The 22,222-nt window shown below is 67.7% G+C and carries 25 protein-coding genes and 1 tRNA gene; 17 read left to right on the forward strand and 9 right to left on the reverse strand.

Annotation, left to right across the window (positions count from 1 at the left end; translation table 11 throughout):
* The first annotated feature begins 36 nt into the window (after window positions 1–36).
* From hisG to AC1GI4_RS09000, 11 genes are all read left to right on the forward strand, one after another.
* Window positions 37–699, forward strand: coding sequence for an ATP phosphoribosyltransferase (gene hisG, locus AC1GI4_RS08950; protein ID WP_294270943.1), 663 nt, complete (start codon window positions 37–39; stop codon window positions 697–699).
* On the forward strand, window positions 696–1,991 hold the full coding sequence (hisD, locus tag AC1GI4_RS08955; RefSeq protein WP_479629286.1) for a histidinol dehydrogenase: 1,296 nt from the start codon (window positions 696–698) through the stop codon (window positions 1,989–1,991). The genes hisG and hisD overlap by 4 nt, the downstream gene beginning before the upstream one ends.
* Window positions 1,988–2,404, forward strand: coding sequence for an aminoglycoside 6'-N-acetyltransferase (gene aac(6'), locus AC1GI4_RS08960; RefSeq protein WP_294270939.1), 417 nt, complete (start codon window positions 1,988–1,990; stop codon window positions 2,402–2,404). The genes hisD and aac(6') overlap by 4 nt, the downstream gene beginning before the upstream one ends.
* Window positions 2,405–2,568: 164 nt before the next feature.
* Window positions 2,569–3,024 carry a transcription antitermination factor NusB gene (gene nusB / locus AC1GI4_RS08965; protein ID WP_294270937.1) on the forward strand — a complete coding sequence of 152 codons (456 nt, stop codon included), beginning with the start codon at window positions 2,569–2,571 and terminating at the stop codon, window positions 3,022–3,024.
* 15 nt (window positions 3,025–3,039) lie between these two features.
* Window positions 3,040–3,945, forward strand: coding sequence for a thiamine-phosphate kinase (gene thiL / locus AC1GI4_RS08970; protein WP_479629287.1), 906 nt, complete (start codon window positions 3,040–3,042; stop codon window positions 3,943–3,945).
* 82 nt (window positions 3,946–4,027) lie between these two features.
* Window positions 4,028–6,007, forward strand: coding sequence for an alpha/beta hydrolase family protein (locus AC1GI4_RS08975; protein ID WP_479629288.1), 1,980 nt, complete (start codon window positions 4,028–4,030; stop codon window positions 6,005–6,007).
* Between the two features lie 147 nt (window positions 6,008–6,154).
* Window positions 6,155–6,373 (forward strand): translation initiation factor IF-1, encoded by a 219-nt coding sequence (gene infA / locus AC1GI4_RS08980; RefSeq protein WP_007403889.1) that lies wholly within the window; start codon window positions 6,155–6,157, stop codon window positions 6,371–6,373.
* Window positions 6,374–6,387: 14 nt separating this feature from the next.
* Entirely contained in the window at window positions 6,388–6,957 is a 570-nt protein-coding gene (locus AC1GI4_RS08985) for a Maf family protein (protein WP_479630383.1), read from the forward strand.
* Entirely contained in the window at window positions 6,950–7,900 is a 951-nt protein-coding gene (locus AC1GI4_RS08990) for a ribonuclease (RefSeq protein WP_479629289.1), read from the forward strand. The genes AC1GI4_RS08985 and AC1GI4_RS08990 overlap by 8 nt, the downstream gene beginning before the upstream one ends.
* Window positions 7,897–8,064 carry a DNA gyrase inhibitor YacG gene (locus tag AC1GI4_RS08995; protein WP_076709552.1) on the forward strand — a complete coding sequence of 56 codons (168 nt, stop codon included), beginning with the start codon at window positions 7,897–7,899 and terminating at the stop codon, window positions 8,062–8,064. Before AC1GI4_RS08990 ends, AC1GI4_RS08995 begins: the two co-directional genes overlap by 4 nt.
* Before the next feature lie 31 nt (window positions 8,065–8,095).
* A tRNA-Phe gene (locus AC1GI4_RS09000) sits at window positions 8,096–8,171 on the forward strand.
* 345 nt (window positions 8,172–8,516) lie between these two features.
* Here the strand turns inward: AC1GI4_RS09000 and AC1GI4_RS09005 are convergent.
* The 4 genes from AC1GI4_RS09005 to AC1GI4_RS09020 are packed head-to-tail and all read right to left on the reverse strand — an operon-like array spanning window position 8,517 to window position 10,833.
* Entirely contained in the window at window positions 8,517–9,416 is a 900-nt protein-coding gene (locus AC1GI4_RS09005) for a pirin family protein (protein ID WP_479629290.1), read from the reverse strand.
* Window positions 9,409–9,855, reverse strand: coding sequence for an NUDIX hydrolase (locus AC1GI4_RS09010; RefSeq protein ID WP_479629291.1), 447 nt, complete (start codon window positions 9,853–9,855; stop codon window positions 9,409–9,411). The genes AC1GI4_RS09005 and AC1GI4_RS09010 overlap by 8 nt, the downstream gene beginning before the upstream one ends.
* A complete protein-coding gene (locus tag AC1GI4_RS09015; RefSeq protein ID WP_479629292.1) occupies window positions 9,852–10,544 on the reverse strand; it encodes a glutathione S-transferase in 693 nt (230 codons plus the stop codon). Before AC1GI4_RS09015 ends, AC1GI4_RS09010 begins: the two co-directional genes overlap by 4 nt.
* Before the next feature lie 4 nt (window positions 10,545–10,548).
* The gene (locus AC1GI4_RS09020) at window positions 10,549–10,833 is read right to left on the reverse strand and encodes a BolA family protein (RefSeq protein WP_479629293.1); all 285 of its coding nucleotides are present in this window, start codon (window positions 10,831–10,833) and stop codon (window positions 10,549–10,551) included.
* Between the two features lie 103 nt (window positions 10,834–10,936).
* On the opposite strand from AC1GI4_RS09020, the gene AC1GI4_RS09025 reads away from it, so the two are divergent.
* The gene (locus AC1GI4_RS09025) at window positions 10,937–11,488 is read left to right on the forward strand and encodes a J domain-containing protein (RefSeq protein WP_479629294.1); all 552 of its coding nucleotides are present in this window, start codon (window positions 10,937–10,939) and stop codon (window positions 11,486–11,488) included.
* A gap of 123 nt (window positions 11,489–11,611) precedes the next feature.
* Here the strand turns inward: AC1GI4_RS09025 and AC1GI4_RS09030 are convergent, their stop codons facing one another.
* Window positions 11,612–12,376, reverse strand: a complete 765-nt coding sequence (locus AC1GI4_RS09030; protein WP_479629295.1) for a VOC family protein — start codon at window positions 12,374–12,376, stop codon at window positions 11,612–11,614.
* 203 nt (window positions 12,377–12,579) lie between these two features.
* On the opposite strand from AC1GI4_RS09030, the gene cobS reads away from it, so the two are divergent.
* The 4 genes from cobS to AC1GI4_RS09050 all read left to right on the forward strand — a co-directional run bounded on the left by cobS (window position 12,580) and on the right by AC1GI4_RS09050 (window position 17,092).
* Complete coding sequence (cobS, locus tag AC1GI4_RS09035) at window positions 12,580–13,584, forward strand: cobaltochelatase subunit CobS (RefSeq protein WP_479629296.1); 1,005 nt, start codon at window positions 12,580–12,582, stop codon at window positions 13,582–13,584.
* Between the two features lie 5 nt (window positions 13,585–13,589).
* Window positions 13,590–15,413, forward strand: coding sequence for a cobaltochelatase subunit CobT (gene cobT / locus AC1GI4_RS09040; RefSeq protein WP_479629297.1), 1,824 nt, complete (start codon window positions 13,590–13,592; stop codon window positions 15,411–15,413).
* Entirely contained in the window at window positions 15,410–15,655 is a 246-nt protein-coding gene (locus AC1GI4_RS09045) for a ribbon-helix-helix domain-containing protein (RefSeq protein ID WP_433909629.1), read from the forward strand. The genes cobT and AC1GI4_RS09045 overlap by 4 nt, the downstream gene beginning before the upstream one ends.
* Before the next feature lie 420 nt (window positions 15,656–16,075).
* The gene (locus AC1GI4_RS09050) at window positions 16,076–17,092 is read left to right on the forward strand and encodes a PepSY-associated TM helix domain-containing protein (RefSeq protein WP_479629298.1); all 1,017 of its coding nucleotides are present in this window, start codon (window positions 16,076–16,078) and stop codon (window positions 17,090–17,092) included.
* On the opposite strand, the gene AC1GI4_RS09055 is transcribed toward AC1GI4_RS09050, so the two are convergent.
* Together AC1GI4_RS09055 and AC1GI4_RS09060 are read right to left on the reverse strand one after the other, a co-directional pair.
* Entirely contained in the window at window positions 17,073–17,429 is a 357-nt protein-coding gene (locus AC1GI4_RS09055; protein ID WP_294269939.1) for a GntR family transcriptional regulator, read from the reverse strand. The two genes, AC1GI4_RS09050 and AC1GI4_RS09055, sit on opposite strands and share 20 nt — an antisense overlap.
* An 83-nt stretch (window positions 17,430–17,512) precedes the next feature.
* Entirely contained in the window at window positions 17,513–18,103 is a 591-nt protein-coding gene (locus tag AC1GI4_RS09060; RefSeq protein WP_479629299.1) for a nitroreductase family protein, read from the reverse strand.
* Window positions 18,104–18,230: 127 nt separating this feature from the next.
* Here AC1GI4_RS09060 and AC1GI4_RS09065 point away from each other — a divergent pair, with 127 nt between their 5' ends.
* Window positions 18,231–19,817, forward strand: coding sequence for a peptide MFS transporter (locus AC1GI4_RS09065; protein WP_479629300.1), 1,587 nt, complete (start codon window positions 18,231–18,233; stop codon window positions 19,815–19,817).
* Window positions 19,818–19,974: 157 nt separating this feature from the next.
* Here AC1GI4_RS09065 and AC1GI4_RS09070 read toward each other — a convergent pair whose 3' ends face one another.
* The gene (locus AC1GI4_RS09070; RefSeq protein WP_479629301.1) at window positions 19,975–20,967 is read right to left on the reverse strand and encodes an aldo/keto reductase; all 993 of its coding nucleotides are present in this window, start codon (window positions 20,965–20,967) and stop codon (window positions 19,975–19,977) included.
* Window positions 20,964–22,208, reverse strand: coding sequence for a dicarboxylate/amino acid:cation symporter (locus AC1GI4_RS09075; protein ID WP_479629302.1), 1,245 nt, complete (start codon window positions 22,206–22,208; stop codon window positions 20,964–20,966). Before AC1GI4_RS09075 ends, AC1GI4_RS09070 begins: the two co-directional genes overlap by 4 nt.
* Window positions 22,209–22,222 lie beyond the last annotated feature (14 nt).

Here is a 22,222-nt window from a genome sequence, read left to right on the forward strand (position 1 = left end):
CGATCCCTGTTGGCGGGGGTTAAGCCCCCGATCCTCATGGTCCAGCCGCTCATCATCGCCGTCCCCAAGGGACGTATCCTGGCCGAGGCGCTGCCGCTGCTCGCCGCCGCCGGCATCCGGCCCGAAGCCGCCTTCACCGACAAGAACAGCCGCGCGCTGCGCTTCGCCACCGATGTCCCCGGCATCGAGCTGATCCGCGTCCGCGCCTTCGACGTCGCCACCTTCGTCGCCCACGGCGCAGCGCAGCTGGGCATCGTCGGCTCCGACGTGCTCTCCGAGTTCGGCTATTCCGAGCTTTACGCGCCCGTCGACCTGAAGATCGGCCATTGCCGCATCTCGGTCGCCGAACCTGCCGCAATGGCGGAAAGCGACGATCCGCGCGGGTGGAGCCATGTCCGCGTTGCGACCAAATATCCGCATATCACCAGCCGCCACTTCGCGGCGCGCGGGGTGCAGGCCGAGTGCGTCAAGCTGAACGGCGCGATGGAACTGGCCCCCACGCTGGGCCTGGCGCCGCGCATCGTCGACCTGGTGTCGTCGGGCCGCACGCTCAAGGAAAATGGGCTGGTCGAGGTCGAGGTGATCGAGGAGGTCACCTCGCGCCTGGTCGTCAACCGCGCCGCGATGAAGACGCGTGCGCAGGTCGTGCCGCTGGTCGAGGCGTTCCGTCGCGCGGTGGCCGAAAGGGAAGCGGCATGATCCGGCTGAACACCCAAGACGCGGGCTTCGCCGCCGCCTTCGACGAACTGGTCGATGCCCGGCGCGAAAGCGATGCCGATGTCGCGCGCGACGTGCAGGTGATCCTTCGCGCGGTTCGCGACGATGGCGAGGCGGCGGTGGCGGCCTTCACCAGGCAGTTCGACGGACATGACCTCACCGAGACCGGCTGGCGGATCGAACCGGCGGATTGCCGCGCAGCCTATGAGGCGCTGGAGCCCGAACTGCGCGCCGCGCTCGACCTCGCCGCCGCGCGCATCCGTGCCTATCACGAAAAGCAGAAGCCGACCGACACCGACTATGTCGATGCGCAGGGCGTCCGGCTGGGCGCGCGTTGGACGGCGGTGGATGCGGCCGGAATCTATGTCCCCGGCGGGCGCGCGGCCTATCCCTCCTCGCTGCTGATGAACGCGATTCCCGCCAAGGTGGCAGGCGTCGAGCGGCTGGTGATGGTCACGCCGACCCCCAAGGGCGAGATCAACCATCTGGTCCTTGCCGCCGCGCATCTGGCGGGCGTGGACGAGGTGTGGCGCATTGGCGGGGCGCAGGCCGTGGGCGCGCTGGCCTATGGTGCCGGTCGCATCCAGCGGGTCGATGTCGTGACCGGCCCGGGCAATGCCTGGGTCGCGGAGGCCAAGCGGCAGGTGTACGGCATGGTCGGCATCGACATGGTGGCGGGCCCGTCCGAGATCGTCGTCGTCGCGGACGGCAAGAACGATCCGGACTGGATCGCCGCCGACCTGCTGAGCCAGGCCGAGCATGACACCGTCACCCAGTCGATCCTGTTCACCGACGATGCCGGTTTCGCGGAACGGGTGGCCGAGGCCGTCGACCGGCAGATTCCCGAACTGGCGACCGCCAGCGTCGCACGCACCGCCTGGGACGCGAACGGCGCGATCATCGTGGTCGATTCGCTGGAAGCCGCCATGCCGCTGGTCGACCGGCTCGCGCCCGAGCATCTCGAACTCGCGGTCGACGATCCGCAGGCGCTGTTCGACCGTCTGCGCCATGCCGGGTCGGTGTTCCTGGGCCGTCACACGCCCGAGGCGATCGGCGATTATGTCGCCGGGCCGAACCACGTCCTGCCGACCGGCCGCCGCGCGCGCTTTGCCAGCGGGCTGTCGGTGCTCGACTTCATGAAGCGCACCAGCTTCCTGGGGCTGACCGAGACGGCACTGAACGAACTCGGCCCCGCGACGGTCGCGCTGGCCCATGCCGAGGGGCTTCCGGCCCATGCCAAGTCGGTGGCGCTGCGGTTGCGGCTCAACCGATGATCGTCACGCCCGCCGCGCCGGAGCATCGGGAACGATGGCTGGCGTTGCGGGCGGCGCTTTGGGGGGATGAGGCGGGCGATCCGGCGGATAGGCCGGAGGGCGACGGCCATTTCGTCGCGCTGGTGGATGGCCGGGTCGTCGGTTTTGCCGAAGCGGCGATTCGCCACGATTACGTCAATGGATGCGACACGTCTCCGGTCGCGTTTCTGGAAGGGCTGTTCGTCGATCCGGAATATCGGAATCGCGGTGCCGCGCGGGCCTTGGTCGCGGCGGTCGCGGATTGGGGCCGGGCGCAGGGCTGTTCGGAGTTCGCCTCCGATGCCGAGATCGACAATGTCGATTCGCATGCGATGCACCGCGCGCTGGGGTTCGATGAGACCGAGCGGGTGGTGTATTTTCGTCGGGATTTGTGACGTCCGTTATCCCTTGGCCTTCGACTTCGCTCAGGCTGAACGGGATTTGGTATCAAGCCTAGTTTCCCAACAGACGTTCAGCCTGAGCGTCGTCGAAGGCCACGTCCCACCCCTCTCACCCAAAATACGTGACGAATTGGCGACAGCCCGGTAAAGGCCCGCCAATGACTCGTCCCAACGCCCGTACCCAGGCGCGCGCCGCCGCGCGCCTTGCCGCCGTTCAGGCGCTTTACCAGCATGACATGGAACAGACCCCGCTGGCCGCGCTGCTCCACGAATTCCACAACCACCGCATCGGCGCGACCATCGAGGATGTCGAATATGCCGATGCCGACATCGATTTCTTCGACGACATCGTGAAGGGCGTCCAGGCGCGCCTGGGCGAGATCGACGTGATGATCGAGGGCAAGCTGGCCAAGGGCTGGACGCTCAACCGCCTCGACAAGCCGATGAAGGCGATCCTGCGCGCCGGGACCTATGAGCTGATCGCGCGCCATGACGTGCCGGTCGGCGCGGTCATCAGCGAATATGTCGATGTCGCCCACGCTTTCTACGAAAAGCGCGAATCGGGCTTCGTCAACGGCCTGCTCGACGCGATCGCCAAGGTCGCGCGGGCGTAACGCCCGACCGCCCCGATGACCGAGGCGGAGTTCATCGCCGCGTTGCGCCGGATGCCGCTGCACCCCGGTGCACGGCATCTGGTCGACGACAGCGCGGTGATCGATGCCGGGCCGCTGGTCGTCACCACCGACACGCTGGTCGAGGGCGTGCATTTCTTGTCCGACGATCCGCCCGGCGATGTCGCGTGGAAGCTGGTCGCGACCAACCTGTCCGACCTTGCCGCCAAGGGTGCCTTGGTCGAGGGGGTGCTGCTCAACTATCCACTGGGCGAATCGGCCTGGGACCACGCCTTTCTCGACGGGCTGGCGGCGGTGCTGACCCGCTTCGATGCGCGCCTGATCGGTGGCGATACCGTATCGACGCGCGGCCCCCGCACCCTGACCCTGACCGCATTCGGCCGCGATGCCCCCGCCCCTTCACGCGATGGGGCAAAGGCGGGCGACGGCCTGTGGGTCACGGGCGTGATCGGCGATGCGGGCCTGGGCCTGAAGATCGCGCAAGCAGGCCATGGCCCCGTCGCCCTGCGCGATGCGTATCGCCGCCCCATGCCGCGGCTGACCGAGGGGCGCGCACTGGGGCCGGTGGTCCATGCGATGATGGACGTGTCGGACGGCCTGCTGATCGACGCCGCCCGCATGGCGCGGGCGAGCGGGCTGGCGGTGACGGTCGCGCTGGACAGGATTCCGCTGTCCACCGAAGCACAAGGATTCGGCGGCCAGGACCGGCCCGCCCGGCTGGCCGCCGCGACCGCCGGGGACGATTACGAGCTGCTCTTCGCGCTGCCCCCCGCTGGCGTGCCGCCGGTCGCCGCGACGTGCATCGGCTGTTTCGCTGCAGGCGACGGCGTGACGCTGACCGACGCTGGCGAGCCGATCCCGTTGCCGCCGCGCTGGGGTTACGAACACCAGCCTGAGGGCTGAATTCACTTTTCTCCCGCTTCCACGCTGCTAATCTGCATCAGTTCGGCCACTGGGGAGTGTCGCCGACGGGGGGGAGCAGGACATGGGTGGGACGAGAAGGCTGGGCGCGTCGATGGCGGCGCTCGCCCTGATGAGTTTGACGGGTATGAGCCAGGAGGCCGCCAGGACGCCCGCTGCTCCACCCGCCGCCCCGGCAGCGGCGGCTCCCGCAAATCTCGGGCCGCAGCCGGTCGAGGCCTTTGCCGCCTTGCCCGAATTCGAAGGCCCTGCCCTGTCGCCCGACGGCACCCGGATCGCGGGCAAGCGCGCGCTCAACGGCAAGCAATATCTGATGGTCGCGCCGCTCCTGAAGGATCACGGCAAGCCCGCGCTGGCGGTGCTCAGCGACAAGGTCGACGTCAACTGGTGGCGCTGGGTCAATGACGAGTGGCTGATCGTCGGGCTGGGCAGCCAGGATACGATCCAGGGCGAGGATTATTACGTCACCCGGCTGATCGGCGTGCGCGCCGACATGCAGAAGATGGTGAAGATCGACTGGGAGAATTCAGGCTTCCGCGCCGACGAGGTGCTGTGGACCGCGCAGGACGGCACGCCGCGCATCCTGTTTGCCAAGCAGACCGGCATCTATTCGATGACCGACGTCTATCCGTCGGTGTACGAAGCGGACGTCTCGACCGGGCGGGTCAAGCGGATCGCGACCGGGCAGACCGATGTGTGGGACTGGTATGCCGATGGCCAGGGCCAGCTGCGCATGGGGGTGCGCTACAGCGACGAGACGCGCAAGAAAAGCATCCTCTACCGCCAGTCCAATGCCGAGCCGTTTCGCACCATCGCGCGCGCCGATGGCCGCAAGGACGAATCGGTGCTGATCCCCAGCATATTCCGCACCGACGGGACCGCGCTGGCGATCGACGACAGCGACGGCTATGACGCGCTGTACGAGGTTTCGCTGCCCGACCTGAAGCTGGGCCGCAAGCTCAGCACCGTCACCGGCTATGACATTGACGGCATCATCAGGAACCCGGCGGGCAACGACATCTCGGCGATCCGCTATACCGACCAATATTACCACGATGCCTGGACCGACCCGCGCATCAAGGAATTGCAGGAGGCGGTCGACAAGTCGGTCGCGCCGCGCCGGGCCGAGATCGTGTCGTGGAACACCGCCCGCACCCGCTTCCTGATTACGGTCGGCAGCCCCTCTTCGGCGGGGGCGCTCTATTATTGGGATACGGACTATGGGAACATGCAGTTCCTGTCCTGGACCAATCCCAAGCTGAAGGGGCAGAAGCTGTCGCCGGTTCGCACCCTGCGCTATCCCGCGCGCGACGGGACCGTGATCGAGGCGGTCCTGACCATGCCGCGCGGAAAAGGCGACCGGAACCTGCCGCTGATCGTCATGCCGCATGGCGGCCCCTTCGCGCGCGACGCCGAAAGCTGGGACTGGTGGAGCCAGTACCTCGCGGAGCTGGGCTATGCGGTGATCCAGCCCAATTACCGCGGATCGTCAGGCTATGGCACCGCCTTTGCCAAGAAGGGCGAGGGCGAATGGGGCCTAAAGATGCAGGACGATTTGGACGATGCGGTCGCCTGGACGGCCAAGCAGGGCATCGCCGACCCCAAGCGCGTCTGCATGGTCGGGGCCTCCTATGGCGGCTATGCCGCGATGCGCGCGGCCCAGCGCAACAGTGCGCTCTATCGCTGCGCGGTGTCCTATGCGGGCGTATCTGATCTGGCGGCGATGAAACGGTACGACTCGCAATTCCTGTTCAGCAAGACGCGCGCCGACTGGCTGCAGAAACAGGCCCCCGACTATCACGCCGTATCCCCCCGTTTCGGCGCGGCCGACATGGCGATCCCGCTGTTGATCGTCCACGGCAAGGCGGACAAGCGCGTGCCGGTCAACCAGTCGCGGATGATGGCAGCAGCGCTGAAGGCGGCGGGCAAGCCGGTGAATTACATTGAACAGCCGCTGGCCGACCACCACTTCACCCGCGCCGAGGACCGCCTGGAATTCCTGAAGGCGATGGCGGCGTTCCTGGAGAAACATAACCCGGCGTAACGATCCTCCCCGGCACGGGGAGGATTGCAAAGCCCCATCCCCACCCCATATCCGGGGCTGATTCGGCGTGCCTTTCCTTTTGGGCCCATTGCGGCTATGGCGGCGCCTCTTCGACATACCCTATAACACGACGAACCGAGGTATTTTTTGGCCAAGGAAGAACTGCTCGAGATGCGCGGCCGCGTGGTGGAACTCCTCCCCAACGCGATGTTCCGCGTCCAGCTCGAGAACGATCACGAGATCCTGGGGCACACGGCGGGCAAGATGCGCAAGAACCGCATCCGCGTGCTGGTCGGCGACGAAGTGCTCGTCGAGCTGACGCCGTACGACCTGACCAAGGGCCGGATCACCTACCGCTTCAAGTGAGCGACCGGCCCCACATGCCGATCGTCCTTGCATCCTCCTCCCCGCGCCGCCGCGATCTGCTGGCGCGGCTGGGAGTCGTGCCCGACCGTATCGCCTCGCCCGATATCGACGAAGCCCCCCGCCCCGCCGAGCTGCCTCGCATGTATGCGCTGCGGCTGGCGGTGGAAAAGGCGCATGCGGTTGACCGTGCGCAAGGCGAGATCGTTGTCGCGGGCGACACCACCATCGCGCTCGGACGCCGCATCCTGCCCCCCGCCGAGACGGAGGATGTGCAGCGCAAGCTGCTGCGCCTGATGTCCGGGCGGCGGCACCATGCGCTGTCCGCCGTCTGCGTCATCGATGCGACAGGCAAGGCTCGCACCCGACTGTCCGACACCATCGTCGCGTTCAAGCCGCTCTCCGAAGACGAGATCGACGCGTACATCGCGTGCGGCGAAGGGCTGGGCAAGGCGGGCGGCTATGCCATCCAGGGTCGTGCCGAGGCGTTCGTCCGCTTCCTGCAAGGGTCGCATTCGGGCGTCATCGGCCTGCCCCTGTTCGAGACCCGCGCCCTGTTGAAAGCCGCCGGGCTGCCGCTTGTCTGAATGGCTTTATGAGGCCGGGATCGGCGAGGCGCGTGCCGCGCTGGTCGAGGATGGGCGGATCGTCCAGGCCGCGATCGAGCTGACCGGCACGCTGACCGTCGGCACGGTGGCCGAGGGGCGGCTGGTCGAGCTGCTGCCCGGTCGGCAGGGGCGGGTGACGCTGGCGCAGGGCGGCGACGTGCTGCTGGCGCCGGTGCCCAAGGGGATGACGCAAGGATCGGCGCTGACCGTCATCGTCACGCGCGAAGCGATCCCCGAACGCGGCCGATCCAAGCTGCCCAAGGCGCAGGTCGCCCCCGAAGATGCCGTCCCCGCCCCCGGCCCCGATCTGCGCGCGCGAATCGCCGCGACCGGCCTGCCGGTGCGCGACCTCCTGGCCCATCAGCCCGACGATCTGGAAGCGGCGGGCTGGTCCGAACTGCTCGACGAGGCGGTGACGGGCGAGATCGGCTTTGGCGCTGGTGTGCTCCGCATGACGCCGACCCCGGCAATGACCTTGTTCGACGTCGACGGATCGCCCCCGCACGAGCCGCTGTCGATCGCCGCCGCCCGCGCGGTGGCCGACGCGATCCTGCGCCACGGTATCGGCGGGTCGATCGGCATCGATTTCCCCACGCTGGAGGGCAAGGGGCCGCGCCAGGCGGTGGCCGAGGCACTGGACGCCGCGCTCCCCCTCCCCTTCGAGCGGACGGCGGTCAACGGGTTCGGCTTTCTCCAGATCGTTCGCCCGCGCCCGCGTGCCTCGATCCCCGAGCGGCTGGGCATCGACCCGATCGGCGCCCGCGCCCGCGCGCTGCTGCGCCAATGGGAGCGAGAGCCGCCGGGCCCCGCCCCCGTGCACCGGCTCTCCGGCACCCTCTATGATCGATTGATGGCGAATCCCGACTGGCGCGACGAACTCGCCCGCCGCACGGGCCGCCCGCTGCAACTGGAACGCGCATGACCACCTGCCCCATCTGCGACAAGCCCACCGCCGCCGAGCATGCCCCGTTCTGCTCGCGCGGGTGCAAGGACCGCGACCTGCTGCAATGGCTGGGCGAAGGTTATCGCATCCCGGTCAAAGAAAATGACGAAGAGGGGCTGGACAGCGGCGAAAGCCACCCGTAAAGGCACGCCTCCAATCGCAATCGCGGTGTGGGCCCAAGTAGCTCAGTTGGTAGAGCATGCGACTGAAAATCGCAGTGTCGGTGGTTCGATCCCGCCCTTGGGCACCATTTTCCTGACATTGATGGTGTTTTTGCGGTTCGCTGTTCGGCGGGCTGTTTTTGCGTGGCTGATGTTTGGGCGTGGCCTTCGACGTCGCTCAGGCTGAACGGATCGTGGAAGTAGGCCCTACACACCAACCTTCGTTCAGCCTGAGCGAAGTCGAAGGCCACGCCCCACTTACTCCCCTCCCGCAAGCGGGAGGGGCTGGGGGAGGGCAAGGTGCCTCGCAGAGAGAATGGCTTGTGGCCATCGCCCCTCCCCAACCCAGTTTCCGGTAAACGATGCCCCGCATCGTTTAGGTCATGCTGGGAGCATGACCGATCTGAAACTCCCTGCCGGGAGAGGGGCTTCAATCACGGATAACTCACCGTCTTCGGAATCTCCGGAATCTCGATCCGCTCCAGATCGTCCCCCGGCACCGCCGGAAACTTCCGGGCGCGCCACGCGCGCTTGGCTTCCTCGATCCGCTCGCGCCGCGAGGACACGAAATTCCACCACACATGCCGCGGCGTCGTGAACGCATCGCCCCCGCACAGCATCACCCGCCCGCCGCTCTCCGACCGGAGGGTCGCCGCGATGCCCGGCTTCAGGATGTAGAGCCGCTGCGGCTCCAGCGTCATACCCTCCAGGCTCGCCTCACCCAGCGCGCAATAGACGGCGCGCTCCTCGGCCGACGGATCGATCGGGATACTCCCGCCCGGCTCCAGTGCGATGTCGGCATAGATGGTGCCCGCATAGGTGGTCGTCGGCGCACGCTCGCCCCACAATTCCCCCATGATGACCCGCGCGGTCGCCCCCTGCCCCTGGATCTCCGGCAGCGCATCGGCGGGGATATGCTCGAAAGCGGGATCGATTTCCTCCACCGCCTCGGGCATCGCCAGCCAGGTCTGGATGCCCGACAGCACCGGCCCCTGCGGCCGCACCTCGCCGGGTGAGCGTTCGGAATGGACGATGCCGCTGCCTGCGGTCATCAGATTCACCGCCCCCGGTTCGATCACCAGATCGCTGCCCAGCGAATCGCGGTGGCCGATCGCACCATCGAACAGATAGGTGACGGTCGACAGGTTGATATGCGGATGCGGCCGCACGTCGATCCCCGAACCGGGCAACAGCTGCGCCGGGCCCATCTGGTCGAAGAAGATGAAGGGGCCGACCATCGTCCGCTCCTTGTTGGGCAGCGTCCGGTGCACCTTGAACCCGCCCAGATCGTGGCTGGAGGGTTGCAGCGTGCGCAGCAGGAAATCGTCAAACATGGGTCGGCTCCGTGGCGTCGAGCAATGCGATCAGATCGGTCGGGAAATAGGGTTCGTCGTGCGCCGCCAGCTCCTGCCGGGTGAACCAGCGCCAGCTTTGCATCACCCGCTGTTCAAGGACGGTATGGCCTGCGGCCGTCACGTCATGCGCATCGACATCGACGCGGAAATAGCGCTCGTCCGCCTCGACCTCGACGCCCTCGATGGTGCGGAACTCGACCTGCCGCCGTGCGACCTGCGGCCCGCAATCGCGGTCCAGCCCGGTTTCCTCCAGCAACTCGCGGTGAGCGGCATCCTCATAGCTCTCCCCCGGATCGACCGCGCCACCCGGCGTGCACCAGAAGGGCGGGCGGTCATCGGGGGTGAAGCGGAACATCAGCGTCCGGCCCGCCCCATCGACCAGCAGGATGCGCGCGGCGGGACGGGGTATACGGGTCATTCGGCGTCAAGCTCCGGATAATGGCGGAAGATTCCGTCCTCATTGAACGCCTGTCGCCGGTCGCTGTCCAGATAGGCGGCGATGCCAGGCAAGGCCTTCACACGGTTGTGCAGCGCGATCAGCGCGGGATAATTGCCCTCGACCGCCGCCATCCGCCTGGGAAATATATAGCGCAAGCCAGCGATCAGCTGAAACAACGAGGTGTCGACCGGCGACCAGCGCTGGCCCGCCACCCAGTCGCGGCCCTCCAGCACATCCTCGAAATAGCCGAGGAATTTGGGGATGCGTTCCTCGCGGAACTGCGCGGCGGCGCGGGCGGCCTCGGGCTTCTGCTCGTGATAATAGGCGCCAGTCGCGACCGGGTGATGGACGTTGTGCACCTCCGCCACCATGTCGCTGATCGTCAGTTGTAGCTGGTTCAGCCAGACGCGCTCGCTCACCGGCGCCAGGTCATGCCGTTCGGTCAGCCAGTGGAGGATGTTGGCAACCTGCGCGATCGCCTGTCCCTCGGCGCGCAAATAGGGCGGTGCGAAGGGCGGGCGGCTACCTTTGCGCATATCGGCGAGCAGCGCCTCGGCCCCCTCCTCCACGCCCCGGTCGCGATAAGGCAGACCCGCAGCCTCCAGCACCAGCCGGACGAACTCGCCGCGGCCCGGCAGGCCGGGCCAGTACCACAGGTCATAGGGCATGAGCTTATTCTCCGGGCGCCTTCGCGCTGATCGCCAGCGCGTGGATACGCTCCGACAACAGATCGGCGAGCGCGTGGTTCACCATGCGCTGGCGCGCGACGCGCGACTGGCCTGCGAAAACGGGTGCCTCGACGATAACGCGGAAATGGCTCTCGCCGGTGCCGTCGTCACCCAGATGGCCGCGATGCATCGCGCTTTCGTTGATGACGTCGAGGTGCGTGGGCGACAGCGCCTGGGTCAGGCGCGCGGTGATCTGGTCGGCGATCGGGGCGGTGGTGATATCGGTCATGGCCCCTATATAGACGGTTTTTCGGGACAAGCGGATAGCCGTGGCGCGTCGGTCGAGCAGCGAAACACCCAAGGACAAACCAAGCCCCCGTTTCCACGGCCGGGTGGAAAATACGGGCCGCGCCTGCGATCATGCCGGGTGCGCCGAAGCGGGCGAGTTCCGCGCGCCCCCGGCCGAGGGCTCGCGCAGCGGCGACGGGCCGGGCCAGTTCCGCTGGTTCTGCCTGGAGCATGTCCGCGCGTTCAACAGCCGCTATAATTTCTTCGACGGGATGAGCGCGGACGAGATCCACCGCGCCCAGCGCCCCTATGCGGGCTGGGAGCGCGAGACGCGCGCCTTTGCGCAAGGCGGGACCGATCCGGGGCCGCGCTGGGCCGACTTCTCCGACCCGCTCGACGCCATCGCGGCCCGCTATCGCCGCGAAGCCGCGCCGGAACGCAGCGACGGCAAGCCGCTGTCGGGACAGGACCGCGAGAGCCTGAAGGTGTTGGGCCTGGAGGCCAATGCCGATCGCGGTGCGCTCCGGCGGCGCTACAGCGAGCTGGTGCGGCGTTATCACCCCGACCGCAATGGCGGCGACCGGAGCCATGAAGGGCGGCTGCAAAAGGTCATCGCGGCCTATCAGCAACTCCGCCAGGCACCGGCGTTTGCGTAACCCCTATTCCTCCCCTGCAAGGGGAGGTGGCAGTCCGCAGGACTGACGGAGTGATGTCTCCATCAGCGGGGACACCCCTCCACCAGCTTCGCTGGTCCCCCTCCCCTTGCAGGGGAGGAATTTTTATCTGCGCGGCCCGACCAGTCCGAATCGCGCCCCCCGCGGATCGCGCGCGGACAGCGAATATTCCCCGCCGGGAATCTCCATCGGCCCGAATTCGATCGTACCACCCGCATCGGCCACCCGCGCCGCCGCCGCGTCGATGTCGTCCACCGCGAAATAGAAATGCCAGCCCGGCTCACCCCCCGGCGGCACGCCCATCAGCGCGCCCAGCACCACCGGCCCGTCCGCCAGAAAGCGATATTCGCCCAGCTCGCCCATCGGCATGCCCCCCTGATGGCTCCAGCCGAAATGCCGTCCGAAAAAGGCCAGCGCACGGTCGGGGTCGCTCGCGATCCGCTCGTTCCAGACGACATGGCCGACAGCGGGGCCGGTGCCATGCTCGATAAAGGCATGCGACGGCTGCGGGGCCTGCGACGCCATGATGTAGAAGGGCGCGCCCAGCGGATCGGTGACCAGCGCCATGCGCCCCACCCCGTCCATCGTCCAGGCGGGCATCAGCACCTGTCCGCCATCCTCGACGATGGTCGCCAGCGATTCGTCGACATCGACGACGGGCAGATAGCCGAGCCAAACCGGCTTGCCCGGCGCGCCCTCGGGGCGCTGCATCAGGCCGCCGATCGCCTCGCCCTCGGGCGTGGCGAAGATGCGATAGTCGATCCCGGTCATGCCGCTGTCGCCCACCTGCCAGCCGATCACGGCGGCGTAAAAGGCCTGCGCGGCCCGCGCATCGTCGGTCAGCAGTTCGTACCAGATGAAATTCGCCATACCCCACCCCTCATCACGCTTTTCCCCGACAGCGGGCGGTGTTGTCGCCTCTGCCTGTCGACTCGCGAAGGGCAGAATGACGGTGATGCGCCGCGCGCGCAATCGCTCCGCCGGGGCGCCCGCCCGGCATCTTCATGCGATCACCGGCATTGAGTAGGGAGCCGCCATTGGCCTAAGGCGTTAAGCGACGAGACGAGGGCCTGATGACCAACATCCCGAATACGCTTCCCGACAGCCGCGATACGACGATTCTCGATGCGCCCGACAAGATGGTGTCGGTGCGCGACCTGTTCGGCATCGACACCGATATGGAGGTGCCCGCCTTCTCCGAGGCCGATGAACGCGTCCCCGATCTCGATCCTGCCTATGTGTTCGATCCCGACACCACGCTGGCGATCCTGGCCGGTTTCGCGCACAATCGCCGCGTGATGGTGCAGGGCTATCACGGCACCGGCAAGTCGAGCCATATCGAGCAGGTCGCCGCGCGGCTGAACTGGCCGTGCATCCGCATCAACCTGGATGCGCATATCAGCCGCATCGACCTGATCGGCCGCGACGCGATCGTCCTGAAGGACGGGCAGCAGGTGACCGAGTTCCGCGAGGGCCTGCTCCCCTGGGCGCTCCAGACGCCGACCGCGCTCGTCTTCGACGAATATGATGCGGGCCGCCCCGACGTGATGTTCGTGATCCAGCGCGTGCTGGAGACCGAAGGCAAGCTGACCCTGCTCGACCAGAACCGGGTGATCCGCCCCAACCCATGGTTCCGCCTGTTTGCGACCGCCAACACAGTCGGCCTGGGCGACACCAGCGGGCTCTATCACGGGACGCAGCAGATCAACCAGGGCCAGATGGACCGCTGGAACATCGTGGTCACGCTCAACTACCTGCCCGCCGCCACCGAGGCGCAGATCGTGCTCGCGAAGTCGGGCGAATATGACAAGCCCGACGGCAAGCAGCTGGTCGAGAACATGGTCCGCGTCGCCGACATGACCCGCAAGGGCTTCATCAACGGCGACATCTCGACCGTGATGAGCCCGCGCACGGTCATCACCTGGGCGCAGAACACGCTGATCTTCGGCGATCCGGGCTTTGCCTTCCGCCTGTCGTTCCTCAACAAGTGCGACGAGAACGAACGCGCGTTGGTGGCGGAATATTATCAGCGCGTCTTCGGCAAGGACCTGCCCGAAAGCGTCGTCGGCCGGGCCTGATCCTCTTGGCGAACGAAACCCCTCTCGATCGGTTCAAGGCGGTCCTCGGCGGCACGGCGCGCACCATCGCGCAGGAGCCGGAGGTCGAACTCGCCTACACCGCCGACGCGCCGACCGCATCGGGCAAGCATATCCGCGTGCCGATGCCCGGCCGCGCGCTGCCGCCCGAACAGGTGGCCGAAGCGCGCGGCTTCGCCGATGCCTTTGCGCTGCGGTTGAAGCTGCACGATACCGCGCTGCACGCCAAGGCCGCCCCGGTCGAGGCGGTGGCGCGTGCGGTCTATGACGCGGTCGAGACGGCGCGGATCGAGGCGCTGGGCGCGCGCGGCTATGCCGGGATCGGCGACAACCTCGCTCATGCGCTCGACGTACGGTTGCGCTCCGACCCGATGACGCGGGCGCGCAACCGCGACGAGGTGCCGCTGTCGACCGCGCTGGGGCTGTTGCTGCGCGAGCGGATGACGGGGCGGCCTTCGCCGGCCGAAACCGCTCCCGCCTTGGCGCTGGTCCGCGACTGGCTGGAGGGGGCGACCGATCTCGACGCGCTGGCGGGCGCGATGGACGATCAGAAGGCGTTCCAGTCGCTGACCGCCAAGATGCTCGCCGACCTCGAACTCGCCGAGCCCCCCGCCGAGCCCGAACAGGCCGATGAAGGCGGCAATGAGGAAGAGGGCGAGGACGAACAGCAGCAGGACGAGAGCGAAGAGGATAACGACGAACAGGGCCAAGGCGAAGGCGAGGTCGAGGCGCGCGCTGAGAAGCGCGACTCCGACAGCGAGGACGGCGAATCGCAGGAGCAGAGCGAGGATTCGCTCGACGATCTCGATGGTGAACCCGGCGAGGACGGCGATGAGGGCAGTCAGCCGACGCGGCCCAACCGCCCGCTGAACGATCTGGCGTCGCAATTCGACTATAAGCCCTGGACCACCCAATATGACGAGGTGATCGCCGCCGGAGAGCTGTGCGACGCCGACGAGCTGGCGCGTCTACGCGGCTATCTCGATCAGCAGCTGGCGCATCTGCAATCGGCGGTGTCGAAGCTCGCCAACCGGCTGCAACGCCGGTTGATGGCGCAGCAGTCGCGGTCTTGGGACTTCGACCAGGAAGAGGGTATTCTCGACGCCGCGCGCCTGGCTCGCGTGGTGGTCAATCCCGGCCAGTCGCTGTCCTACAAGATCGAGCGCGACACCGATTTCCGCGATACGGTCGTCACTCTGCTGATCGACAATTCGGGGTCGATGCGCGGGCGGCCGATCGGCATCGCCGCCATCTCCGCCGATATTCTGGCACGCACGCTGGAGCGGTGCGGGGTGAAGACCGAGATACTCGGCTTCACCACCCGCGCGTGGAAGGGCGGGCAGAGTCGCGAGACATGGCTGGCGGCGGGGCGCCCGCCGCAGCCGGGGCGGCTGAACGACATCCGCCACATCGTCTACAAACAGGCCGACGAGCCGTGGCGGCGCGCCCGCAACAATCTCGGCCTGATGATGCGCGAGGGGCTGCTCAAGGAGAATATCGACGGCGAGGCGCTGATGTGGGCGCACAGCCGGTTGATCGCGCGGCCCGAGGAGCGGCGCATTCTGATGGTCATCTCCGACGGCGCGCCGGTCGACGACTCCACCTTGTCGGTCAATTCGGGCAGCTATCTGGAGCGGCATCTGCGCCAGGTCATCGGCTGGATCGAGAGCAAGAGCCCGGTCGAGCTGATCGCGATCGGCATCGGCCATGACGTGACGCGTTACTATGCGCGCGCGGTGACGATCATGGACGCCGAACAGCTGGGCGGGACGATCATCGAGCAGCTGGCCGCCCTGTTCGACACCGAATGAGCCGCATCGCGGCCCCGGCGCACGGGTTCATCGGTCCGGTGAAGCGATCGATCACCATCGCCGGGCATGCGACCTCGATCAGCCTGGAGCCGGTGTTCTGGACCGCGTTGGAGGAGGCGGCGCTGGCACACGGCCTGCCGCTGTCGGCGCTGGTCGCGGAGATCGACGCGCTGCGGATCGTCGCGGACGATCCGCCGAACCTGGCGAGCGCGATCCGATCGTGGTTGTTTCTGCGGCGGTAATGACGTTTGCGTGGAAGGGGCGGTCCCTCCTTTTCGCGTCCTCCGCGCCTCTGCGTAAACTAGACCGTGATGACATGAGATGAACTCACCCCTCCCCTTCAGGGGGGGGGCCGGGAGTGGGGCGCCTCCGCAAGCGTGCAGCCCGTGGCGAGGCCCCACCCCAACCCCTCCCCTGAAGGGGAGGGGCTCTCCTTGTTTAACGCAACGTCATCTCGGTCTAGGCCCTCCTCGCGTCCCTCCTCCGTTCAGCCTGAGCGAAGTCGAAGGCCACGGGATAACCTCCGTCCCTGGGGCGAGCGCGGGGCGTGGGCTTCGACTCCGCTCAGCCCGAAGGGCGGGTGGGGATGGGATCGCAGGGCCCTGCCCAATTGACGCCGCCTGTCGCCTCCGGCAGGGCGCGCCGTCTGTTTCGGGGTTTGTGTGGCCGGAATCACCTTTCGCGATACGGGAATGCGGGTCCATCGCTGGCTGGGGCTGGCGGTCGGACTGATCGCGCTTGCCCTGGCCGTATCCGGCACGATCCTGGCCAGCGCGCCGGTGCTGGAGCGGATCGCCGCCCCCGCCCGCTTCCGGGTGAGCGGCGAGCAGCGGCTGGCCCCCGCCCGCTATGTCGACGCCGCCTATCGCCGCCTGCGTCCCGGCGAACGGATCGCCGCGCTGTCGTTGGAACAGGGTTCGTCGCCCGTCATCGTAACACTCGACCGAATCGGCGACCGGGCGCAGCGGCTGTTGTTCCTCGACCCGCCGACCGGACGGGTTCTCGCCAGTGCCTGGCGGGACGGCGGCGTCATCGGCGCGGCGCGAAATCTGCATGACGGACTGTTCCTGTCGGGCTTTGGTCGGTGGATCATCGGGCTGGGCGGGGTTGGGCTGATGCTGGCCAGCCTGACCGGCCTCTGGGCATGGCTCGCGCGCGAACGGCCAAAGAAGTCCACCAGGCGGAAACGCACCGACAGCGGGTGGGCGGCAGCACACCGCAGCATAGGGCTATGGTCGGCGATCCCGGTGATGGCGTCGGCCGCAACCGGCCTGGCGCTGGTCGCGGTGCCGGGCGCGACAACGACCCCCGCCGCACCGCCGGTCGCCCGCGCGGCCCTGCCCGTCGACCGGGTGGTCGCCAGCGCCAGCGGCTGGACACACGGCACGCTGCGCACGATCGAATGGCCGACCGAGCGCATGCCGGACTGGACACTCTATTTCGAGGGCGGCGAACCAAGCGTCATCAAGGTGGCCGACGACAGCGCCAAGGCGCTGGCCGCACCCGCGCGTACGGCACCGATAATGCTGTCCTGGGTCCGCCGAATCCATGGCGGACAGGGCATGCCATGGATCTGGCGGCCGCTGGCCGTGCTGACCGGCTTGCTGGCCGCCTGGGTCGCCATGTCCGGGCTGATCGCCTGGGCGACCCGCCCGAAGGTCAGACGCGCTCGGCGCTGAGCAGGTCGGCGGGGTCGAGGCCCAGCAGCTCGATATGGTCGCGGATGCGCGGCCATTGCACCGCCAGGAAGCTCTGCCGCTCCGCCGCGCGCAGCCGGTCGGCGGCGCCCGGCATCACGAACATGCCGACCCCGCGCCGCACCTCGACATAGCCGTCGTCCTGAAAGCTCTGATAGGCCTTGGCGACGGTCAGCGGGTTCGCACCCTGCTCGGCAGCCAGCGCCCGCACCGAGGGGAGCTGGTCACCCGTGCGATAGGTGCCGTTGAGAATGCCCGCCGCGATCGTCCCGCGCAGGCGGATGTAAACCGGGCTGTCGTCGCCGCTGAGAGCTGTCATGCCGAGTTAATACAGCATGGGAGAAACGATGTCGAGGCCCGAACCCGATAACGTTTGCAATATCGCCGCATGTGAAACCCGCCTCATCCGTGCCAGGTCGAGACGATCCGCTCCATGTCGGGCCTCGGCCGCTCGTCGAGCGGACGGCCGGGCGTGCCGATGAAGACGAAGCCGACGATCCGCTCCGGCGCGGCCCCGAACGCATCGCGCACCGCGTCGGAAAAGGCGGGCCAGCCGGTCAGCCAACCCCCGGCATAGCCCATCGCATGGACGGCGTGGACCAGGTTCATGCACGCCGCGCCCGCCGACAATTCCTGTTCCCAAAGCGGAATATGGCTTTCGGTGCGGGGGCTGGACAGAACCACGACCAGATCGGGGGCCTGATGCGCGAACTGTTCCAGCGCGGCGATCTCGGTCGCGCCCGCCTGCGGCCGTTCGGCACGATAGGCGGTGGTGATGACCTCGGCCAGCCTGGCCCGCGCCGCCGTGGGCACGATCACGAAGCGCCATGGGGCCAGCTTGCCATGGTCGGGCGTACGCGCCGCGATCGCCAGCATCTGCGCCAGTTCGGCCGCATCGGGGCCGGGCGCGATCAGGTCGCGCGGCTTGCCCGAGCGGCGGGTCGCCAGCAGCGAAAACGGGGTCGAGCGGTCGTTGAAGGTCATGTCCGTCATAGCTTCGATCCTTACGTCGTCGCGCACGATATTTACAGTCGCGGCTTTGGCGTTAGGTTACCGAACCATTACGCCCCTTGCTTGCCCCGTGCACGCAGGGGGCGATCCCGATGGAGTGAACGCCGGCATGGCGACTGCGTATGAGGCCGCCGCGCGCGGCAAAACGGTTCTGGGCCATCCCCGAGGCCTGTTCCTGTTGTTCTTCACCGAGATGTGGGAGCGTTTTTCCTATTACGGAATGCGCGCCATCCTGGTCTTCTATCTGACCAAGCATTTCCTGTTCACCGACGAACCGGCCTTCGGCATCTACGCCGCCTATACCTCGCTGGTCTATGTGACGCCCGTCATCGGCGGCTATCTGGCCGACCGCTATCTGGGGGCCAGACGGGCGGTGCTGGCAGGCGGGCTGTTCATCGCCTTCGGCCATATCCTGATCGCGGTGATGGAAGGACCGCAGGGCGCGACGGGGGCCTATCTCGAGGGATTCTACCTCGCGCTCGCCTCGATCGTGGTCGGCACCGGGTTCCTGAAAGCCAATATCTCGGTGCTGGTGGGACAGCTTTATGCGCGTGACGACATGCGCCGCGATCCCGCTTTCTCGATCTTCTACATGGGCATCAATGCGGGCGGCGCACTGGGGCCGATCGTGTGCGGCGTGCTGGGCGAGACGGTGGGCTGGGCTTACGGCTTCGGCGCGGCGGGCGTCGGCATGGTGCTCGGCCTGATCGCCTTTATCGCCCTGAAGCGTGAACTGCACGGCGCGGGCGAAGCGCCCTCGCTGCCTGCACTGCGGGCGCCGGTCGTGGCGGGTCTGTCGCGCGAATGGCTGATCTATCTGGGCGCGATCGTCGCCACGCTGGCGGTGTGGCAGCTGATCCAGCATCAGGATGCGGTCGGCACGCTGCTGGTCGTGTTCGCCGCCGCCACCGTGATCTTCATCCTGTGGCGCGCGGTGTTCCAGCTGCCCAAGGTGGACCGCGACCGTATCTTCGCCGCGCTGTTCCTGATCGCGCTGTGCCCGCTGTTCTGGGCGCTGTTCGAGCAGGCGGGATCGTCGCTGAACCTCTATACCGATCGCTCGGTCGACCGCACGCTCTTGGGCTGGACCATCCCGGCCTCGGCCTTCCAGTCGGTCAATTCGATCTTCATCATCCTGCTCGCGCCGCTGTTCGCCGCGCTGTGGACGATCCTGGGCAAGCGCGGATGGGAGCCGAGCGCGCCGTTCAAGTTCGGCATCGGCCTGGTCGGCGTGGGCGCGGGCTTCATGGTGCTGGTCGCGGGCGCGGCGGCCTATGCGGGCATGCCGACGCCGGTGATCTTCGTGATCCTCGTCTATCTGATCCACACCATGGCCGAGCTGTGCTTCTCGCCCGTCGGTCTGGCGGCGATGACGCGGCTGTCGCTGCCCAACATGACCGGGTTGATGATGGGAACCTGGTTCCTGGCGACGGCGGCGGGCAATTTCATCGCGGGCCTCATCGCGCAGGCAACCGGCGGCGAGGGCGCGGGGCCGGACAAGGTGCTCGACGTCTATACGCGGATCGGCTGGTTCTCGATCGGGATCGGCGTGGTCGTGCTGGTCGTCTCGCCCCTGATCGCCAAGCTGATGCATCTCGACCTGCTGAAGGCCGACGCGGCGCTGGCCGGAGACAAGGAACTGGCCGAACCGGCAGCAGCAGGTGTCGATACGCGGCTGGAGCAGAAGCCACTTTGATCCCGGCGGGGCGGTCGGGTCGCTTGGCCCACCGCCCTACCCCATCCCAACTCCCGTTCAGGCTGAGCGAAGTCGAAGCCCACGCCCCAGACCATCGCCGGGCGGCGCCCCTAGCACTTCGACTTCGCTCAGTGCGAACGGAAGGTGGGTTTTGGCCTCAGAGCCGCGTCATCGCCATCGCGCGCTCGCCATAGCGCGGCCCGGCCGTGCCGCCGCGTGGGGAGGCCGCATCGAGCCTGGCCAGTTCCTCCGCCGACAGCACCAGCTCCGCCGCCTTCATCGAATCCTCCAGCGTCGCGCGCCGCTTGGAACCGGGGATCGGAACGATGTCCTCGCCCTGCGCCAGCAGCCACGCCAGCGCCACCTGTGCGGCACTGGCGTCATGCGCGACGGCGATTTCCTTCACCACCTCGACCACCTTCATGTTGCGGTCGAAATTCTCCTCCGAATAGCGCGGGTCGTTGCGCCGATAATCCCCCTCGGGCAGATCCTCGCGCCGGGTGATCTGCCCGGTCAGGAAGCCGCGTCCCAGCGGACTGTACGGCACGAAGCCGATACCCAGTTCGCGCACCACGGGCAGGATGTCCGCCTCGACATCGCGTTCCCACAGCGAATATTCGGATTGGACCGCCGCGATCGGATGGACGGCGGCGGCGCGGCGGATCGTCTCGGCGCTGGCCTCCGACAGGCCCAGCCGCCGGACCTTACCCTGCTCGACCAGTCGGCCCATCGCGCCGACCGTCTCCTCGATCGGGACATTGGGGTCGACGCGGTGCTGGTAGAACAGGTCGATCGTCTCGACGCCCAGCCGCTTGAGCGAGCCCTCGCAGGCCCGCTGGACGTTCGCCGGGGTCGAATCCACGCCGGTCATGCCGTTCTCGTCATAGCGAAAGCCGAACTTGGTCGCGATCACCACCGCGTCGCGCTTGCCGCGAATGGCGCGGCCGACCAGTTCCTCGTTGACCAACGGGCCATAAATTTCGGCGGTGTCGAACAGCGTCATACCCAGCTCGATCGCGCGGTGGATGGTGGCGATGCTCTCCGCCTCGTTCGCCTCGCCATACATATTCTTGCCGACACCGGCCATCGGCATGCAGCCCAGGCCCAGCGCGGAAACCTCGAACTCGGGGCCTAACGTACGATATTTCATGGAATGTCCTCATCGATCGTACCGCTCAGGCGGGAAACAGTCGCGGTGGCGGCAAGGTCCATGCTGACATTGCCCAGCGTGCGGAAGATGTCAGGAATCGTCTCCACCGCGATGAGCAGCCCGAGCGGCGCGGCGGGTACCCCCAGCGCGACGCAGACTGGCGCGATCGAGGCGAAGAAGGTGATCTGCGACGGCAAGCTCGCCGAGCCCAGCGAACACAGGATCGCGACCACCACGGCAGCGGCGACCGAGGGCAAGCCGGGCACGATGCCGAACCAGTCGGCGATGTAGAGCGCCACCGCCACGTTCATCGCGGGCTGCGTTCCCCGGAACATCGCGACCGCCATCGGCAGGACGAGCCCGGCGGTCGCAGGCGCGATGCGCAACGTCTTCGTCCCCTCGATCATCGCGGGCAGGCTGGCGAGCGAGCTTTGGGTTGAAATCGCCACCGCCTGCGCCGGGGCCAGCGCGCGGGCAAAGCGGGGCAGCGGCACCCGCGCCGCCAGACCCGCGACGCCGTAGGCCATCAGCATGACGATGACACCGACGCTGGCGATGATCGTGATATAATGCGCCAGCGCCCCGAACGCCCCGCCCCCCGCCGTCGCGCCGACGACGAAGGCCAGTGCGAAGACGCCGAGCGGCGCCAGCCACAGCACCCATCCGATCAGGACCAGCATCGCGTCGCGGATCGCGGTGAAGAAGCGCAGCAGCAGCGCCCGCCCCTCGCTCTCGATCCGGGTGATCGCAAAGGCGAAGGCCAGGGTGAACAGGATCAGCGACAGCAACGCATTGTTGGTCGCGGCGGCAAAGATGTTGGTCGGCACGATGCCGGTGACGAACTCGGCGATCGGCGGCGGCGGCGCGACCGGCTCGGCATGACCGAGAGCCGCCTTCAGCGCGGCCGCCGCCTCGCGCGGGATAGGCAGCAGGTGCAGCAGGCCGGGCGTGACCAGCGCCGCCATGGTCGCGGTCAGCGTGACCAGCACCAGGAAGGTCACGATCGCCCGCCCGGCGATCCGTCCCGCCTGCGCCGCCTGCGCGGTCGAGGCGACGCCGGTAATCAGCAGCGTGACGACCAGCGGAATGACCGTCATCTGCAACCCGTTCAGCCACAAGGTCCCGACCGGCCGCGCCACGAACACCGCGCCCGCCGCCGCCGCAGGGGCCAGCGCCGCCGCCCCCACGCCGATCAGCAGACCGGCGGCAAGGCAAATAAGGATCAGGGTCGCGCGCGACATGGAGCTTTTCCCGC

It is taken from the genome of Sphingomonas sp. 77B, from assembly GCF_056497825.1.